Here is a 17,619-nt window from a genome sequence, read left to right as displayed (position 1 = left end):
GGCGCGATCCGCGCCTGGTCCACCCTGCATCGTGCAGAAAAGCCGCGGTGCACCACCCCGAGGGGCGGCGCACCGCGGCCGCTGCTGGTGGGCCCGCGAGGGCCTCACCGGTGCGCCTTAGCGAGCGTAGTACTCGACGACCAGCTGCACGTCGCAGGTCACGGGGACCTCGGCGCGCTTGGGGCGGCGGACCAGCGTGGCGGTGAGCTTCTCAAGCGTGACGTTGAGGTACTCCGGCACCTGGGGCAGCACGTCGCGGTGAGCACCGGCGGCGGCGGCCATGTAGGGCTCCATGGTGACGGCCTTGGGCTTGACCTGGATGGTCTGGCCCGGCTTCACGCGGAACGAGGGGCGGTCGACGATCTTGCCGTCCACGAGGATGTGGCGGTGCAGGACCGACTGACGGGCCTGGAGGATCGTGCGGGCGAAGCCGGCACGGAGCACCAGGGCGTCGAGACGCATCTCGAGAAGCTCGACGAAGGCCTCACCGGTCAGACCGGTCTCCTTCTTGGCCTCGGCGTAGGTCGAGGTCATCTGCTTCTCGCGAAGGCCGTACTGCGCGCGAAGACGCTGCTTCTCGCGCAGACGCACGGCGTAGTCGCTCTCCTTGCGGCGGGCGGTGCGGCCGTGCTCGCCCGGGGGGTACGGGCGCTTCTCGAAGTGCTTGACGGCCTTCGGGGTCAGGGCGATCCCGAGGCTGCGCGACAGGCGGACCTGGCGACGTGCCTTCTGAACAGAGGTCATGATTTCCTTCACAGCTCCCCGGGCGCGCGGATGCGTCCGAGGAAATGATCGATATGTGCTGAGTTCGCGGCGACAGCAGCCAACCGTCCGCGAGGGCTCATCAACTATACCAGGAGGTCACCCTTCACCGAAGAGGTCGGTGTCGGCCGGTCCCCGCGTGTCGCGGCGCCGGGCGTGCCCGCTACTTCACCACGTAGCGCGTGCGCTGTACCTTCGACTTCAGGTACGCATTCTTGGACGTGTACCTGATCGACAGACGGCCCTCAGGAAGCACGGTGGTCCGCAGCGTCGCGACGAACCGGGTGCCCGACCGCGTGAGCGAGACCTGGGACGTCACGGCCTTGCCGTCGACGTACGCCTGCACGGTGCCGCGCTCGTAGGCGTCGAGCGGTCCGGAGACCACCACGTCCAGGGTCGCCCTCCTGCCCACCTTGACGTTCGTGGCGCTCGGGACACGGACGGTGGGAGCCGCCTTGATGGTCACCACCGACACGCTCGTGCGCGCCGCCTTGACCTCCGCCGTTCCCGAGTACCTGACCTCCACCGTGCGCGTGCCGGGCTTCCATCCGGCGGGCATCCAGAGCGAGACCTTCCCCGTGGCGGGGTTGACGGCCTTGCTCCACGTGCGCGTCCCCTGGGTCAGGGTCACCTTGCCGCCGTACCCCTTCGCCGCGGGGATGGACACGGTCACCTTGGCCTGCGTGCCGTACGGCACCGACGGCGCGGAGGCGGTGGCGCTGCTGGTGATCTTCGCGTTCACCCGGGCGCCCGTCTTGGCCGAGGACGTCGCGTGCTGCTCGCTCCCCGCGTAGACGGCACGGACGGTGTGGCTGCCGACCGCGAGGTCCGCGGGCAGCTTCACCCAGGTCTTGCCGGCGTCGTTGAGCGTCGAGGTCGCGTGCTTGACCCCGTCGACGTACACCGTCACCTTGCCGGTCGGCGTGGTGCCGGAGGTGACGACCACCTTGGCCTGCGGCACGGTGCCCTGGTAGACCGCCGGCACCGACACCTTGGTCGACGTCTGGGCGATGCCCGAGAGCGTGCCCGTCCGGATGGTGAGCTGCGCCGTCGAGTCCGACAGCGACGTCACGGTGACCGCGTAGGCGCCGTCAGGGTCCGTGTAGGTCTCGGAGGCGAGCAGCGAGGCCATGTCCCAGTCGCTCGCGCCCTCCTGGGTGAGGAACGTGAGCTCGGCGTAGTCGCGGTCCAGCTCCGAGATCACCACGCCGGGCGTGTAGTCGAGGTAGTGGGCTCCGCCGCGACCGTCGACCGCCTCCAGGTACGGGGATGCGGAGGCGTAGAACGCTGTCGCGTCGTAGCCGCCGGCCCCCCGGTACTCGACGAACGTCTCCTCGCCGGACGCGGGGTCGGTGAGCTTGACCGCGGTCAGCCCGCTGGTCGAGGAGGCCTCGTTCAACGTGACCGTGAGCTCGTCGGGGAGCATCGGGTCGAGCTCCGCCTCGAGAGCCTGGTACTCGTAGCCGTCGAGCCCGAGGTAGTCGCGCCAGGCGGCGTCGAGCGCGGGCGGCGTGTAGCCGTCGAAGGCACCGCCCTGGATGCTGAAGATGCCGTAGTACTCGAGCTCCTCGGCGTAGCCGGGGAGGGTCGCCACACGGACGCTCGCGTGCCCGAGACCCAGGTTGTGCCCGATCTCGTGCGCGGTCACCGTGATGCCGGCCGACGCGATGTGGATGAGGCCGCCCGCGAGCGTGCCGCTCGGGACGGTCGCGATGCCGGCGTAGCCGTAGCCGTCCGCGCAGGCCTCAGGCGTGTAGACCACCAGGTGGTTGGTGTCGGCGTCGAAGTCGATGCCGGGGAACTGCGACTTCGCGTAGGTCCAGAGCTTCGTGTACGACATGCAGGGCGTGGCGTGGGTCGCCGTCGCGGCGGCCGCCACGTCGAAGCTGCTGATGGTGCCGCGCGACTGCGCGACCCAGTAGTCCGCGGAGTCCACCAGGTCCTGGCGCGCGTCGTCGAGGCTCATGGCGGGGTACGTCCCGTTCCCGACGGTGAGCACGTAGGCGCGGTGGACGCCGGTCGCGTTCACCTTGGCGACCCGCACGTCCACGGGCGCGATGTCGAGGATCTCACCGGTGCCCGTGTCGACATCCGCGACGACGGCCGTGCCGAAGTCGACGTCGATGGACCCGTCGACCGTCACGGGGATCATCTCGTCGGTCTCGGAGTCGACGATGAACGTCTCCTCGACCTCGCCCGCGGTGTCGAGGGTCGCCGCCGCGGAGAGCGTGCGGACAAGATAGCCCTCGACCGTCTCGACGCCGTCCTCGGCGGCCTGGGCCGCGGACAGCCCGCTGACGGTGAGAGCGGAGGCGACGGCCACGGCCGCCAGCCCCCGCACGTGACGATGGATCGAGAACTGACGCATCCGGATGGTCCCCCGCTCATGACGACGACTCTGACGAGTCCTACCGCGGTGAGACTAGCGCCCCAGCATCCCCCTGATGGTGCGCAAACGCTCGGTGAGGGTGCGTTCGTACCCGTGATCGGTCGGCTCGTAGTAGCGAGCGTCCCGCAGCGCCTCGGGCAGGTACTCCTGCGCGGCGACGCCGTGCGGGGCGTCATGCGCGTACAGATAGGTGGTCCCATGCCCGAGCCTCTCGGCTCCCGCGTAGTGCGCATCGCGCAGGTGCTCGGGGACCACGCCGGCACGTCCGGCGCGGACATCCGCGATGGCCGCGTCGATCGCACGGTAGGAGCGGTTCGACTTGGGCGCGCTCGCGAGGTACGTGGTGGCCTCCGCGAGGACGATGCGGCCCTCCGGCATGCCGATGAAGCTCACCGCGTCGGCGGCCGCCTGGGCGATCACCAGCCCCTGGGGGTCGGCCATGCCGATGTCCTCGGCCGCGAGGATCACGAGCCGCCGCGCGATGAAGCGCGGGTCCTCCCCCGCCACCACCATGCGCGCCAGATAATGCAGCGCGGCGTCGACGTCCGAGCCGCGCACGGACTTGATGAAGGCGCTGATGACGTCGTAGTGCTGGTCGCCCGACTTGTCGTAGGCGACCAGCGCCGCGTCCATGGTCGCCTCGGCGAGCGCCGCCGTGACCAGCCGCTCCGGGCCTGCGGCCTGCGCGATCGACTCGAGCAGCGTGAGCGCCTTGCGCGCATCGGCGCCGGCGACGCGGAGGATGTGGTCCCGCGCATCGTCCTCGAGCGTGACCGAGCCGCCCAGGCCCCGGGCGTCCTCGACCGCGCGTGCGAGGACCTCCGCGATGTCGCTCGAGGCGAGCGGCTGCAGCACCAGCAGCAGCGATCGCGACAGCAGCGGCCCCACCACGGAGAACGAGGGGTTCTCCGTGGTGGCGCCGATGAGCGTCACCCAGCGGTTCTCGACCGCCGGCAGGAGCGCGTCCTGCTGGGACCGCGTGAAACGGTGGATCTCGTCGACGAAGAGCACCGTCTCGCGCTCCCCGGTGGCGATACGCCTCTTGGAGTCGTCGACGACGGCACGGACGTCCTTGACCCCGGCGGTGACCGCGGACAGCTCGACGAAGCGGCGGTTGCCCGCGACGAGGTAGGCCAGGGTGGTCTTGCCCGTGCCGGGCGGGCCCCACAGGACCACGCTCGTCGCCGGGGCATGGTCGCCGATGAGGCGGCGGAGCGGCGAGCCCTCCGTCAGGAGGTGCTGCTGCCCCACCACCTCATCGAGGTTCCGCGGACGCATGCGTACCGCGAGCGGCGCGTTGCCCAGCGTCTCCGGCACGCCCGACGCGTCGGTGCGCGCGGCATCGAACAGATCCATGCGCTCAGGTTAGGCGGTGGGTCCGACTACCAGAGCATCGTCGCGCGAGCGTACTCCGTGGGGTCGTAGACCGCGTAGACGTCGACGATGTTGCGCTGGCGGTACCAGACGCCGCGGCCGTTGACACCGGTCGCCCGATTCGTGTTGCCCTCGACCAGCCACACGGTGCTGCCGTCGACGTGATCGACGGTGCCGGTGTGGGTCGGGCCGTTGTAGGGGTACCAGTCGATGAGGACCACGTCGCCACGCTTGAGGTCGCTCGCGGTCACGGACGTGTCGAGCACGCCCGCGCGACGGAGGTCCGCGACGTAGTTGTCGAAGTGGTCACGGTAGGGCACGCCCGCGGGGTAGCCCGCACGATCGAAGGCCCACGAGACGAACACCGAGCACCAGGCGTTGCTGCCGCCGATCCACGAGTTGTACTTGTTGACGCGCCACGCCGGCTCGCGGTAGCCGACCTCGCCGTGCATCACCGACAGGAGCCGCGAGCGGTTGTAGTAGCCGCCGACGTTGAGGAACTTCTGAGGCGTCCAGGCGTAGACGCCGTCGATCTTGACCTCCCACCAGCCGTTCTTCTGGACTCGCGTGAAGATCGCCTTCGAGCCGCGCGAGGCGGTGGCCACCACGTCGGATCCGCTCGTGGGACGGGCACGCAGCTCGAGCGACTTCGCGGTGGTGCCCACGCGGATCGGGTCCCAGCCGGGCTTGCTGAACGTGAAGAACTTCGCGGGGGCCCATGCGCGGACACCGGCGATCTTCACCTCGATCCAACCGTTGGAGCGCTTGCCGGTCGCGACCACGCGCGCATCGCGGTAGCCGCCCGCGGTGATCTTGTAGCCGTTGGCCGGGCCGGTGCGCAGCTGCAGGAACTTCGCGGTGACCCACAGGGACGCGCCCTTGGACACGGCTGATGCGTCGACGGTGTGGACCTGGGCGGTGGGCACCGCGGCGGTCTCCGGCGCGGTCGCCGGCGCCGCGACGGCGCCTGCGGGCGCGGCCAGCAGCAGCGTCGAGGCCGCGGCGATGCTCAAGGCGACGATGCGCACGGCGAGCTTCGGGGACTGGGTGATGGGCATGGAACTTCTCCGATCGGCGGATAGGCCCTCAGCGGCTTTCGATTCGGTCGGGATGGCCCCGGATGGCGCGACGTGGACCGGGCCTCGTATCGCGCCACACCCTCGGTGGGACGCGAGCAGGCTAGCAAACGGCTGCCGATTCGCCGCATGCGCCTGGTAACGCGCCGCTCGTAGCATGGGCGCGTGGGGGGATTCGCGCGGGTCGGGAGGCTGATCGCACGGGCGCCGCGGCTGGTCGTGGCGCTCGCGGTGATCGGCACGCTCGCGCTGTACGCGCTCGCGACGGTGGGCGTGAACGGCGAGGGCCTGTTCCAGCGGGTCACCACCGGTCCCCCGCTGGTCGAGGGATCGGACTCGTGGGCGGTCTACCAGGCACGGCTCCGCACCGCCGACGAGTCCCAGGGCCCAGGCGCGACCGCGTACGTCCGGCAGGTCGAGCTGGACGATGCGGCCGTCCAGGAGGCGACGCAGGCGGCGGCCGGGCGCATCGCGGAGATCGACGGCGTCACGGTGGTCACCTCCCCCTTCGGAGCGGTGCCGGGCCCCGCCTTCGACCCGGAAGCCGTCGCGGAGAGCGGGGCACGCGACCTCGCGAAGGAGCTGGTGGACGTCGACGGGACGGGCTTCCTCATCGATGTGGGGTTCGCCGCGCCCGGTGACGCCGACCCGCTGCCGCTCCACCAGGAGGTGTCGCGCATCGTCGACGACGCCGTCGCGGACATGCGTGCCACGCAGCCCGACGCGATCGCCGACACCTCGTCGAACCCGCTGGTCTTCGACGACTTCACGGGTCAGCTCGAGCACGATCTCCGCACCGGCGAGATGATCTCGCTTCCCGCCGCGCTCATCGTGATGGTGTTCGTGTTCGGCGGCTTCCTCGCCGCTGCCACCCCGCTCACGGGCGCGATCGCGTCCATCGCGGGCGGGCTTGCGGTGCTCTACGGGTTCTCCTACCTGCTCGACCTGGACCAGAGCGCGGTGAACGTCGTCACCGTGCTCGGCATCGGCCTCTCGATCGACTACGGGCTGCTCATCGTCTCGCGCTTCCGCGAGGAGCTGCACCGACGGGGAGGCGACGCACGCTCGGCGCGGGCGGAGGCCCTCGAGGCGACGATGGCGACCGCCGGGCGGACCGTGACCTTCTCCGCGCTCATCGTCACCATCGCGGTAGGGGGCCTGCTCCTGTTCGCACCCGTGATCATGAAGGGCATGGGCGGCGCCGCGGTCGGCGTGGTGCTCACCGCCATGATCGCCGCCCTCACCATCGTGCCCGCGGTGCTGTACCTGCTCGCCCCGCGCATCACGGGACCGAGCCTGCTGTCGCGCGTGCCAGGGATCCGGCGCGTGCTGGCCGCCACGGCGGATGTGGACCGCGACGAGGGCGCGTTCTCGCGGCTCGCCGCGTGGGGTCAGCGACGGCCGTGGCTCGTGGTGCTCGGCGCGACGGCGCTGCTGCTCGTCCTCGCGAGCCCGGTGCTGGGCATCACGCTCCGCAACTCCGACATCGAGGCGCTGCCGCAGGGGAACGAGCGGCGCGACTTCGTCGAGGCCTTCCGCGAGGGCTTCCCGGACCTCGGAGAGCCGGCTATCACCCTCCACACGCTCGCGGATGCCTCGGAGCTGGCAGGGTTCCTCGATCACGTGGCGGAGGTCGAGGGCGTGCGGCGGGTCGACCCGGCCGAGACCGTGGACGGCGAGACCTTCGTGGGGGTGCGGCTCCACGCCGCCGATCCGTCGGGCCCGGAGGCCGTGCAGGCGGTGGAGGACATCCGCGCGCTCGACGAGCCTGTCGAGCTCGAGGTCGGCGGCGTGGCCGCGACGCAGATCGACTTCCTCGCGGCGATCGTCGAGGGCGCGCTGCTCGCCGGTGCCTTGGTGGTGGTCGCGACGCTCGTGCTGCTGTTCCTGATGACCGGCTCGCTGCTCGTCCCCCTCAAGACCCTGGTGATCAACACGCTGTCCCTCCTGGCCACGCTCGGCGTGGTGACGTGGATCTTCGGCGAGGGTCACCTCGAGGTGACGCTCGGCTTCACCTCCACGGGAGGCATCGAGACCTATGTGGCGGTGATCATCGCCGCCTTCGGCTTCGGGCTCGCGATGGACTACGAGGTCTTCCTGCTCGCGCGGGTGAAGGAGTACGTCGACGCCGGCGAGGACAACGACGCCGCGGTGCGGAAGGGCCTCCAGCGCTCGGGAAGGATCATCACCTCCGCTGCGACGGTGGTGGTGCTCGTCTTCCTGGGCTTCGCGTTGGGAGACCTCCTCATGATCAAGGAGGTCGGGATCGGGCTCGCGGTCGCGGTGATCCTCGACGCCACGGTGGTGCGGATGCTGCTGGTGCCCGCGACGATGACGCTCCTCGGCGACTGGAACTGGTGGGCGCCCGCTCCCCTGCGTCGACTCCACGCTCGGCTCGGGCTCCGCCACTGAGCAAGGCGGAAGCATCGCCCGCCGCACCGCATCCCGCGTTGCAACAGTTCTTTCGAAAGAGTACTTTCAACCGTATGGCGACCCCCGAGAGCGATCAGCCGGCCCCCTGGCCCGTCCGCGAGATCACCGACCCTCGCGAGCTGCGTGCGCTCGCCCATCCCCTGCGCTTCGCCCTGCTCGACCTGCTCTGCGAGGGACCCCTCACCGCGTCGCAGTGCGCCGAGCGCCTGGGTCAGACCCCGGCGAACTGCTCGTACCACCTGCGCCAGCTCGCGAAGTTCGGGCACGTCGCACCAGCCGAGGGCGGGGTGGGGCGCGAGCGTCCATGGAAGGCCCGGGACGAGGCGATCTCATGGGACAGCAGCGGCGAGGCCGGGCCGGCGCACGAGCTCGCCGCTGCGGCCCTGTCCCAGGTCATCGAGGACTTCCGCTTCGAGGCGTGGCGCGCCTACCGCGCGCGCCGCGCATACGAGCCGCGCGAGTGGCGCGAGGCCGACATGTCGACCGACGTGGTCGCGTGGATGTCACCCTCGGAGCTCGTCGCGCTCAAGGACGCCATGGTGGGCCTGTTCGCACCCTACGCGGAACGCGACGACCACCCCGACGCGCGTCCCGCCGACGCACGCGCCGTGCGCTTCTTCGGCTACGCGTATCCCGGAGAGGCTCCGGGCCGGTGACCTCGGAGCTCAGGCACCTTCGCCGCCGCTTCGTCGCGCTCACAGCGCTGCGATGGCTCCCGACCGGCATCACCGCACCCCTGCTCGTGCTGCTCCTGAGCGCGCGCGGCCTGTCGCTCGGCACCATCGGGCTCCTCACGGCGCTTTACAGCGCCACGACGTTCCTGCTCGAGCTCCCGACCGGGGGCCTCGCCGACGTCCTCGGTCGGCGGGGCGTCATCATCGGGTCGTCGGTGGTCGCGGCCGCGGCGTCGATCATCATCGCGTTCGCGACCTCCCCCGCATGGTTCGCCGCCGGGTTCATGCTCCACGGCCTTGCCCGAGCGCTCGACTCGGGGCCCCTCCAGGCCTGGTACGTGGACAGCGTGCACGCCATCGACCCTGCCGCGGACCTCAAGCCCGGGCTCTCGCGCAGCGCTGTCGCGGAGTCGGCGTCGCTCGCGCTCGGCGCGATCGCGGCGGGGGCCGTCGTCACCATCGCACCCTTGCCGCCTTCCGGTGGCCCGCTCATCGCGCTGTCGGTGCCGTTCCTGCTCAAGGCCGGGCTCTCGGCGGTGCAGATCGCCGCCACCCTCGCATGGGTGCAAGACGCGCCGACCCACGCCGGCACGACGGCTCGCGCACCCGGGAGGGCGACCCGCGTCCTCGCCCGCAGCCGCGACGCAGCGCGAGACGTGCCGGCCACCGTCGCGCGCGGCGTCCGGATCGCGGGGGCGTCCCGCGCGGTACGCAGGCTGCTGGTCTTCACCGGCGCGCTGGGCGTCGCGCTCGCGGGGATCGAGCTGCTGGCTCCCGCGCATGCGTCCGCGCTTCTCGGCGGGGAGACGGACGCCGCAGGCGCCTACTCGGTTCTTGTCACGGCGGGCTTCCTCGGTTCGGCCGCAGGCGGTGCTCTCGCCCCCCTGGCCGCGCGCCTCGCTCGGAGCGACGCGCGCGCCGCGGCGTTCGCGGCAATCGGTGGCGCATGCGCGCTAGCCGCCGTCGCCGCGCCCCTCGCGGGCGTCGCAGCCGGGGCGTTCGTCGCCTTCTACCTGCTGCTCGGGGTCACCGGACCCCTCACGGAGAGCATGCTCCACGCCGAGGTCGGCGCGCGGGAGCGCGCCACGATGCTCTCGGTGCAGTCCATGGCTCTCCAGTCGGCCGCGCTCGTGTGCACGGCCGCGCTCGGCGCCATCACGGGCGCGACCTCGCTCGCGGTCGGCTTCGGGCTCACGGGCGCCGCCCTCGCGGCCGGCGGCGCGGCGCTCGGCCGTCTCCGACCGGGTGCGGCGGCCGAGGCCGTACAGGAGCCGAACCACGCCGCCCCGCGCTGAAGCGCCCGCGGATCAGGCGAGCCCCTCCCCGACCGCAGCGAGCAGCCCGAGCACGGCGCGGACCGCGCGTCTCTCCACCCTGTCGGGGCGACCGATCGCCACGATCGCACGCACGGCGTGCACCCCGGTCAGCGGCACCAGCCGGAAATCCTCCGACGGCGGCGTCGAGAAGCGCGGCAGCAGCCCGATCCCGAGCCCCTGCGACACCAGAGACTCCACCAGGCGGTTGTCGCGGATCTCGACGACGCGGTCGAGGGTCCGGCCCGTGGCCGCCTCGATCGCCCCGTGCACGGTCGCGAACGGGAAGCCGCGGGGCACCACGATCCAGCGCTCGCCCGCGACATCCGCAGGGCCGACGGCCTCCCGGGCAGCCAGCGGATGGCCGGCCGGGACCGCGACATCGATCGGCTCGCGCGCCACCACCTGCGAGAACAGCCCCTGCGCCCCCGACGGGACATCCGCCGCGAGGCTGTGGGCGATCACCAGATCGTGATCCAGCGTGCGATGCGCATAGTCGGCCTCGGCCAGGTCGAAGTCCTCGAGCACGATGCGCAGGCGGCTGGCATGGAGCTGCGCCATCACGCGCGGCATGAGCGCCGCCCCGGCGCTCGGGAGGGTCCCGATGCGCACCGTGCCGCTCGGCTCGCCGCGCCCGGCCTCGAGCGACGCCTCGACGCGCGCGAGCGCGGCGAGCACATCGTCGGCTCCGTCGGCGAGGATCTCACCGGCCCACGTGAGCCGCAGCCCCCGGGAGGCGGGTTCCACGAGCGCCACGCCCAGCTCACGCTCCGCCGTCCTGAGCTGCTGGGACAGCGCGGACGGCGTCCGATAGGTCGCGGCGGCGACGGCGCCCAGCGTGCCTCGCTCCCGCAGGTCGCGCAGCAGCTCGAGATGACGGATCTCCATGAAGGCATCCTAAACAGTCTGTTCACATGTATTCGCTGGTCCTTCACGGCTTCAGCGCCCACACTGGCCGCATGCCGCTGCGCCACCTCTCCCTCGCCGTCCTGGTCGCCGTCCTGTGGGGCGTGAACTTCCTCGCGATCCACGCCTCGCTCGAGGTCTTCCCGCCGCTGCTCCTGGTCGCGCTGCGCTTCGCGCTCATCGCGATCCCCACCGTGCTGCTCGTGCCGCGACCCCGCGTGCGCCTGCGATGGCTGGTGGGCTACGGCCTCGGCTTCGGGACGTTCCAGTTCCTGTTCCTCTACCTGGGCATGCACGCAGGCTTCCCCACCGGGCTCGCCTCGCTGGTGCTCCAGGCCTCGGCGCCCTTCACCGTGGTGCTCGGCGCGCTCCTCCTGCGCGAACGGTTGGGCGCGCGTCGTATCGCGGGGGTCGCGATCGCGGTCGCCGGGCTCGCGACGGTGGGCATCAGCTACGGGGCGTCCGCGCCCGTGGGACCGTTCCTGCTGGTGCTGCTGGGGGCGCTCGGCTGGGCGCTGGGCAATCTCGCGAGCCGCCAGGCGCGGGCCGAACGGCCCCTGCACCTGGTTCTCTGGATGTCGGTGGTGCCGCCCCTGCCGATGCTCGCGCTGTCGTTCGTGATCGAGGGGCCGGCCCGGATCGGCGAGGCATTCGCCTCGTCGCTCGGCGCGTCGGCCATCCCCGCGTGGGTGGGCCTCGCCTACACGATCCTGCTGGGGACGCTCGCAGGCTCCGGCATCTGGGTCTGGCTCATGGCCCGGTACCCGGCCTCCACCGTCGCGCCGTTCTCGATGCTGGTGCCCGTGGTGGGCATCGTCACCGCATGGCTCGCGCTCGGCGAGGCCCCCGGCTGGGGCGAGCTCGTCGGCGGCGTGCTGGTCGTCTCGGGAGTGCTGTGGGCCTCGCGGCCGGCATCCGGCGCCGTGGCGACCCCCATCGTCGCGGCCGACGCGGCGGTGCCCGCGCGCGTCCCGCCTGCCTGAACCAGCCCCGCCGGACACGACGAGGGCGGGACCCCGGGTGGGGATCCCGCCCTCGTCAGGCGTGCGGTCCGGCTCAGGCCTGGGCAGGCTCCTCTTCCTCGGGGACGAAGTCCACGCCCGCCTCGGCGCGCTGCTCGGGCGTGATCGGCGCCGGCGCCTGCGTCAGCGGGTCGTAGCCGCCGCCGGACTTGGGGAACGCGATGACGTCGCGGATGGAGTCCGCCTTGGCGAGCAGCGCCGTCACGCGGTCCCAGCCGAGCGCGATGCCGCCGTGCGGCGGGGCGCCGAACTGGAAGGCGTCGAGCAGGAAGCCGAACTTCTCCTGGGCCTCCTCGGCGCCGATGCCCATGACGTTGAACACGCGCTGCTGGACATCCTGGCGGTGGATACGGATCGAGCCGCCACCGATCTCGTTGCCGTTGCAGACGATGTCGTAGGCGTACGCCGTCGCGGGGCCCGGGTCCGTGTCGAACGTGTCCATGAACTCCGGCTTGGGGCTCGTGAACGCGTGGTGCACCGCGGTCCAGGCCGAGGTCCCCAGGGCGACGTCGTCATCGTCCACGTCGACGGGCTTGAACAGCGGGGCGTCGACCACCCAGCAGAACTCGAAGCGGTCCTCGTCGATCAGGCCGACCCGCTTGGCGATCTCGTTGCGAGCCGCCCCCAGGAGCGCGCGCGACGGACCGGTCTTGCCGGCGGCGAAGAAGATGCAGTCGCCGGGGTTCGCACCGACGGCAGCCGCGAGGCCCGACAGCTCGGCCTCCGACAGGTTCTTCGCGACGGGGCCGCCCAGCGTGCCGTCCTCCTGCACCAGCACGTACGCGAGGCCCTTGGCGCCGCGCTGCTTCGCCCACTCCTGCCACGCGTCGAGCACCTTGCGGGGCTGCGAGGCGCCGCCGGGCATGACGACCGCACCCACGTACTCCGCCTGGAACACGCGGAACGGGGTGTCCTTGAAGTACTCGGCGAGCTCCGTGAGCTCGAGGCCGAAGCGCAGGTCGGGCTTGTCCGAGCCGAAGCGCGCCATCGCCTCGGCATACGTGAGGCGCGGGATGGGGAGCGAGACCTCATAGCCGATGAGCGACCACAGCTCCTTGACCAGCTCCTCGCCCAGCGCGATGACGTCGTCCTGGTCGACGAAGCTCATCTCGATGTCGAGCTGCGTGAACTCGGGCTGGCGGTCCGCGCGGAAGTCCTCGTCGCGGTAGCAGCGCGCGATCTGGTAATAGCGCTCCATGCCCGACACCATGAGCAGCTGCTTGAACAGCTGGGGCGACTGCGGGAGGGCGTACCAGGAGCCGGGCGACAGGCGCGCGGGCACCAGGAAGTCGCGGGCACCCTCCGGGGTCGAGCGGGTCAGGGTAGGCGTCTCGATCTCGAGGAAGTCGTGACGCTCGAGCACGCGGCGCGCGGCCTTGTTGACCTCGGAACGCAGGACGATGTTCGCGCGCGGCTGCGGGCGACGCAGGTCGAGGTAGCGGTGCTTGAGACGCGCCTCCTCGCCGACCGTGACGTGCTCGTCGATCGGGAACGGGGTCGGGGCGGACTCGTTGAGGATCGTCACGTCCTTGACGTCGACCTCGATCTCACCGGACGCCATGTTCGGGTTCGCCGAGCCCTCGGGCCGCAGCCGGACCTCGCCGGTGACCTGGATCACGTACTCGGTGCGCAGCGCGTGGGCGATGTCCTCCCGCAGCACGATCTGCGCGAGACCGGACGCATCGCGAAGGTCGATGAAGGCGACGCCGCCGTGATCGCGGCGACGGCCCACCCACCCGGCGAGGGTGACGGTCGCGCCCGCATCGGCGGCGCGCAGGTTTCCAGCAAGGTGCGTGCGGAGCAAGGTTGTGCCTTTCGTTCGCGCAGGGTGCGCGCGTATGGGTGAAGAGCGGGTACCAGTCTAGCCGCGGACGATGCGCGGCTTCAGGTCCTCGGTCGGGGGTGCCCAGGTGTCGGCATCGGCCGGGGCCTGATCGCCCGAGCGGATGTCCTTGACCTCGCCGTCGGGCGAGGAGCCGTCACCCGCTCCCGGGAACCACACGAACGGGATGCCACGGCGGTCGGCGTACTGGATCTGCTTGCCGAACTTCGCGGCGTTGGGCGACACCTCGGTCGCGATCCCGCGCGCGCGGAGACGGTCGGCGATCGCAGACGACGCACCGCGGTGCTCCTCGTCCGTCACGGCGACCAGCACGGCCTGCGGCACGGCGCGCGAGGCCGTCGCGATCCCGGCGCCGAGCATGCGGCTCACCAGGCGGCTGACGCCGATCGACATGCCGACCCCGGGGAAGCCGCCACCCGCAACGAGCGAGTCGTAGCGCCCTCCCGAGCAGATCGACCCGAGGTCCTCGTGGCCCTCGAGCACCGTCTCGTAGACCGCGCCCGTGTAGTAGTCGAGACCGCGCGCGATGCGGAGGTCCGCGATGGCGGTCTCCGGCACGGCGGCGTTGACCGCGTCGACCAGCACCGCGAGCGAGCGGGCGCCGCGGTCGAACTGCTCCCGCGCCTCGTCCGCGTCCTCCACGATCGGGCTGTGGTCCCACAGCGCCTCGACGAGGTCCACGAAGGAACCGTCGGGGGTCTGGATCGCGGCGAGCTCGAGGATCGCGTCGACCGCCTCGGCGCTCACGCCCTTCCCGTGGAGCTCCTCGCGCACGCCCTCGGGGCCGATCTTGTCGAGCTTGTCGACGCTGCGCAGCGCGCCCGCGATGTCACCGATCCCCACGCCACGGTAGAAGCCCTCGACCAGGCCTCGGTTGTTGAGGTGCATACGGGCAGGCGGCAACGGAAGCGCGGCGAGAGCGCGCGCCATGACGATCGCGACCTCGGCCTCGAGGTGCTCCGGCAGGGTGTCCCGCCCGACCACGTCGATGTCGGCCTGGTAGAACTCCCGGAAGCGGCCCTCCTGCGGACGCTCCCCGCGCCAGACCTTCTGGATCTGGCAGCGGCGGAACGGGAACTGCAGGCGGCCCTGGTTCTCCTCGACGTAGCGCGCGAACGGCACTGTGAGATCGAAGTGGAGCCCCAGCTTCGCCTCCTTGGCACGGCGGTCGCCGCCCTCCTCCGCGTTGAGGCGCCCGATCGCGTAGATCTCCTTGGAGGCGTCCGAGTCGCCGGCGAGGCGCTCGACGGGCTCGACGGCGCGGGTCTCGATCTCCCCGAAGCCGTGCAGGGCGAAGACCTCGCGCAGCGTCGCGACCACATGCGCCTCGACAAGGCGCTCCTGCGGGGACCATTCGGGGAATCCGGAGAGGGGTTGCACGCGTGCCATGCCCGCCATTCTTCCGCATCGGCCCGCCCTAGACTGACCTGGCACCACGCCGATCGGGAGAACCACGCATGACCACCAAGAAGCAGGCCAAGGCTCAGGCGGCCAAGCGCCAGCACGCCTACGAGGAGCGCGTCGCAGCGAAGCGACGCCGTCAGCAGCACGTCATCCGCCTCACCGCGGTGATCACGCTGGCCGCGCTCGTGCTCGGTGGAGGGCTCACGGTGCTGCTGCTCGCCCTCCAGGACGACGATGGCGACAGCGGAGCGGCTCCCGTCACGACGCCGTCGGCGACCGCGACCGCCTCGACCGGCTCGTCGGACGGCTCGAGCGACGCTTCCGACGACTTCGAGGTCGAGGTCGAGACGGGCTGGGCCGCCTCCCCGGAGCCGCCGGACCCGACCTACGCCGAGGGCCGCACGTGGAGCGTCACCATGGACACCAACCAGGGCGAGCTGGTGATGGAGCTCGACGGGGCCGCCGCTCCGCAGGCGGTCGCGAGCTTCATCAAGCTCGCCGAGGACGGCTACTTCGACGGGACCGGCTGCCACCGCCTCACCACCGCCGGCATCTACGTGCTGCAGTGCGGCGACCCGACCGGCCTCGGCACGGGCGGCCCCGCCTATCGGTACGGCCCCATCGAGAACGCGCCGGCGGACGACGTCTACCCGGCCGGCACCATCGCCATGGCCCGGGTGCGCGACAACGGCGAGTCGATGGGGAGCCAGTTCTTCATCGTCTACGAGGACTCCACCATCCCGTCCGACTCGGCCGGCGGCTACACCGTGCTCGGCCATCTCACTGCCGGGACCGATAGGGTGGTCTCTGTTGCCAATGCAGGCACCATCACCGGGGACACCGATGGCACCCCGGCCAAGTCCGTCATCGTGAACGAGGTATCCGTCTCATGACCGAGTCGTCCGACGCTTCGGCGCCGCACACCGAGGCCCCCGCGGCCGAGTCCCAGCCCACCCCCGAGCCCGCTGTCGACGTGACAGCCGAGGAGACCGCCCCGGCCCCCGAGGCCGAGGCGCCTGCCGCCAAGCCCGCGAAGGCCCCCAAGCCTCGCGCTCCCAAGCCCGGCGCCTTCAAGACCCCCTCCCCCGTCGCGGTCGCCAAGCAGGCGACGCACACGGTGGTGCCCGTCCCCGTCGCGTCCGAGGTGCCCGAGGAGCGCTTCGAGGAGGCGCTCGCGCACGGCCTCGTCGAGGACGGCAAGGCTTACGTGATCGTCGCCGAGGAGCGCGTCGAGGTGGGCCCCGCCGCCGACGACGACGCGCTGCATGCCTACGCGCACGCGTTCTTCGAGCTCGAGGCCTCGGTCGAGCGCTTCCACGCGAGGCTCGCCTCCGCGGAGCTCGCACCCAAGGACATCGACGAGTCGATCGCCGCGATCGAGGCGATCCTCACGCCCCCGAGCGTGGTGGGCGACCTGGACACGCTCGGAGAGCGCTACGTCGCCGTGAAGGCCGAGGCCGAGGAGGTGCGGACCCGCATCCAGGAGGAGCGTCGCGTCGCGCGCGAGGCCGCGGTCGCCGCGCGCGAGGAGATCGTCGTCACCGCCGAGGCCCTGGCCGCCAAGCCCGAGGACCAGGTGCACTGGAAGAACGACACCGCGACGCTGCGCGGCCTTCTCGACCAGTGGAAGGAGGCGCAGCGCTCGGGCGCACGCATCCCCAAGGACGTCGAGCGGGCGCTGTGGGCTCGCTTCACGCATGCGCGGTCGGCCTTCGAGAAGGCGCGCAAGCACCACTTCGCCGAGCTGGACCGTTCCAACGCGGACGTCGCCGGCCGCAAGGAGACCCTGGTTGCCCGCGCCGAGGAGCTCTCGCAGACGACCGACTGGGACCGCGGGGCTCGCGGCTTCCGCGACCTCATGAACGAGTGGCGCACCGCTGGCCGCGGCCGCCGCTCGGTGGACGATGCCCTGTGGAAGAGGTTCCAGGCCGCCCAGGACGCCTTCTTCGAGGCCCGCCGGGGTGCCGCCGATGCGGAGGACGAGGCCCTGTCGGGCAACGTCGAGGCCAAGGAGGCCGCCGTGGTCGAGGCCGAGGCGCTGCTCCCGATCAAGGACCTGGCGGCGACCAAGCAGGCGCTGCGCCCCATCCAGGACCGCTTCGAGGCGGCCGGCCGTGTGCCGCGCGCCGACGTCGCGCGCCTGACCAAGCGCATGGGAGTGGTCGAGAAGGCCGTGCGCGACGCCGAGGACGCCGAGTGGAACTCGCGCAACCCGGAGCTCGAGGCGCGTGCCACGGGCGCGGCCGCGCAGCTGCAGTCCGCCATCGAGGCGCTCGAGGCGGAGATCGCGGAGGCCAAGGCCAAGGGCAAGGGCACCGCGAAGCTCGAGGAGTCGCTCGAGGCCCGCAAGGCGTGGCTCAAGCAGATCCAGTCGCTCTAGCCGCAACCGTCACGAGCGCCCCGTCACCGTGAGGTGGCGGGGC

The 17,619-nt window shown here is 71.7% G+C and carries 13 protein-coding genes; 6 read left to right on the top strand and 7 right to left on the bottom strand.

Translation table 11 applies throughout. The features are described 5' to 3' along the window. Window positions 1-117: 117 nt before the first annotated feature. The 4 genes from rpsD to AOM00_RS07255 all read right to left on the bottom strand — a co-directional run bounded on the left by rpsD (window position 118) and on the right by AOM00_RS07255 (window position 5,583). Window positions 118-744, bottom strand: a complete 627-nt coding sequence (rpsD, locus tag AOM00_RS07270) for a 30S ribosomal protein S4 (RefSeq protein ID WP_062517158.1) — start codon at window positions 742-744, stop codon at window positions 118-120. Between the two features lie 181 nt (window positions 745-925). After that, entirely contained in the window at window positions 926-3,130 is a 2,205-nt protein-coding gene (locus AOM00_RS07265; protein WP_062517157.1) for an Ig-like domain repeat protein, read from the bottom strand. Between the two features lie 54 nt (window positions 3,131-3,184). Beyond that, the gene (locus AOM00_RS07260; RefSeq protein ID WP_062517156.1) at window positions 3,185-4,507 is read right to left on the bottom strand and encodes a replication-associated recombination protein A; all 1,323 of its coding nucleotides are present in this window, start codon (window positions 4,505-4,507) and stop codon (window positions 3,185-3,187) included. 26 nt (window positions 4,508-4,533) lie between these two features. Beyond that, the gene (locus AOM00_RS07255) at window positions 4,534-5,583 is read right to left on the bottom strand and encodes an SH3 domain-containing protein (RefSeq protein WP_062517155.1); all 1,050 of its coding nucleotides are present in this window, start codon (window positions 5,581-5,583) and stop codon (window positions 4,534-4,536) included. A gap of 183 nt (window positions 5,584-5,766) precedes the next feature. On the opposite strand from AOM00_RS07255, the gene AOM00_RS07250 reads away from it, so the two are divergent. The 3 genes from AOM00_RS07250 (at window position 5,767) to AOM00_RS07240 (ending at window position 10,003) form a co-directional block, all read left to right on the top strand. Continuing rightward, window positions 5,767-8,013: an MMPL family transporter gene (locus AOM00_RS07250; RefSeq protein ID WP_062517154.1), complete on the top strand. Its 2,247-nt coding sequence runs from the start codon at window positions 5,767-5,769 to the stop codon at window positions 8,011-8,013. Between the two features lie 74 nt (window positions 8,014-8,087). Beyond that, the gene (locus AOM00_RS07245; RefSeq protein ID WP_062517153.1) at window positions 8,088-8,690 is read left to right on the top strand and encodes an ArsR/SmtB family transcription factor; all 603 of its coding nucleotides are present in this window, start codon (window positions 8,088-8,090) and stop codon (window positions 8,688-8,690) included. Continuing rightward, complete coding sequence (locus AOM00_RS07240; RefSeq protein ID WP_062517152.1) at window positions 8,687-10,003, top strand: MFS transporter; 1,317 nt, start codon at window positions 8,687-8,689, stop codon at window positions 10,001-10,003. Before AOM00_RS07245 ends, AOM00_RS07240 begins: the two co-directional genes overlap by 4 nt. Window positions 10,004-10,015: 12 nt before the next feature. Here AOM00_RS07240 and AOM00_RS07235 read toward each other — a convergent pair whose 3' ends face one another. Then, a complete protein-coding gene (locus tag AOM00_RS07235) occupies window positions 10,016-10,909 on the bottom strand; it encodes a LysR family transcriptional regulator (protein WP_062517151.1) in 894 nt (297 codons plus the stop codon). 26 nt (window positions 10,910-10,935) lie between these two features. Between AOM00_RS07235 and AOM00_RS07230 the strand changes: the two genes are divergently transcribed. Further along, window positions 10,936-11,910 (top strand): EamA family transporter, encoded by a 975-nt coding sequence (locus tag AOM00_RS07230; protein ID WP_369345426.1) that lies wholly within the window; start codon window positions 10,936-10,938, stop codon window positions 11,908-11,910. A gap of 73 nt (window positions 11,911-11,983) precedes the next feature. Here the strand turns inward: AOM00_RS07230 and aspS are convergent, their stop codons facing one another. Next, the gene (aspS, locus tag AOM00_RS07225) at window positions 11,984-13,753 is read right to left on the bottom strand and encodes an aspartate--tRNA ligase (protein WP_062517149.1); all 1,770 of its coding nucleotides are present in this window, start codon (window positions 13,751-13,753) and stop codon (window positions 11,984-11,986) included. 57 nt (window positions 13,754-13,810) lie between these two features. Next, on the bottom strand, window positions 13,811-15,181 hold the full coding sequence (gene hisS / locus AOM00_RS07220) for a histidine--tRNA ligase (RefSeq protein WP_062517271.1): 1,371 nt from the start codon (window positions 15,179-15,181) through the stop codon (window positions 13,811-13,813). Between the two features lie 68 nt (window positions 15,182-15,249). Between hisS and AOM00_RS07215 the strand changes: the two genes are divergently transcribed. Continuing rightward, window positions 15,250-16,089, top strand: coding sequence for a peptidylprolyl isomerase (locus AOM00_RS07215; RefSeq protein ID WP_062517148.1), 840 nt, complete (start codon window positions 15,250-15,252; stop codon window positions 16,087-16,089). Further along, window positions 16,086-17,576, top strand: coding sequence for a DUF349 domain-containing protein (locus AOM00_RS07210; RefSeq protein ID WP_062517147.1), 1,491 nt, complete (start codon window positions 16,086-16,088; stop codon window positions 17,574-17,576). Before AOM00_RS07215 ends, AOM00_RS07210 begins: the two co-directional genes overlap by 4 nt. Window positions 17,577-17,619 lie beyond the last annotated feature (43 nt).

Source organism: Demequina gelatinilytica (genome assembly GCF_000971115.1).
In the GTDB taxonomy this organism is placed as follows: domain Bacteria; phylum Actinomycetota; class Actinomycetes; order Actinomycetales; family Demequinaceae; genus Demequina; species Demequina gelatinilytica.
This window is presented reverse-complemented; position numbering and strand designations above follow the sequence as displayed.

Excerpts from the sequence above, each read along its gene's own strand:
- AOM00_RS07210 (WP_062517147.1), top strand. The coding sequence starts at position 16,086 with ATGACCGAGTCGTCCGACGCTTCGGCGCCGCACACCGAGGCCCCCGCG.
- AOM00_RS07255 (WP_062517155.1), bottom strand. The coding sequence starts at position 5,583 with ATGCCCATCACCCAGTCCCCGAAGCTCGCCGTGCGCATCGTCGCCTTG.
- rpsD (WP_062517158.1), bottom strand. The coding sequence starts at position 744 with ATGACCTCTGTTCAGAAGGCACGTCGCCAGGTCCGCCTGTCGCGCAGC.
- AOM00_RS07245 (WP_062517153.1), top strand. The coding sequence starts at position 8,088 with ATGGCGACCCCCGAGAGCGATCAGCCGGCCCCCTGGCCCGTCCGCGAG.
- AOM00_RS07230 (WP_369345426.1), top strand. The coding sequence starts at position 10,936 with ATGTATTCGCTGGTCCTTCACGGCTTCAGCGCCCACACTGGCCGCATG.
- AOM00_RS07265 (WP_062517157.1), bottom strand. The coding sequence starts at position 3,130 with ATGCGTCAGTTCTCGATCCATCGTCACGTGCGGGGGCTGGCGGCCGTG.
- hisS (WP_062517271.1), bottom strand. The coding sequence starts at position 15,181 with ATGGCACGCGTGCAACCCCTCTCCGGATTCCCCGAATGGTCCCCGCAG.
- AOM00_RS07260 (WP_062517156.1), bottom strand. The coding sequence starts at position 4,507 with ATGGATCTGTTCGATGCCGCGCGCACCGACGCGTCGGGCGTGCCGGAG.
- AOM00_RS07235 (WP_062517151.1), bottom strand. The coding sequence starts at position 10,909 with ATGGAGATCCGTCATCTCGAGCTGCTGCGCGACCTGCGGGAGCGAGGC.
- AOM00_RS07215 (WP_062517148.1), top strand. The coding sequence starts at position 15,250 with ATGACCACCAAGAAGCAGGCCAAGGCTCAGGCGGCCAAGCGCCAGCAC.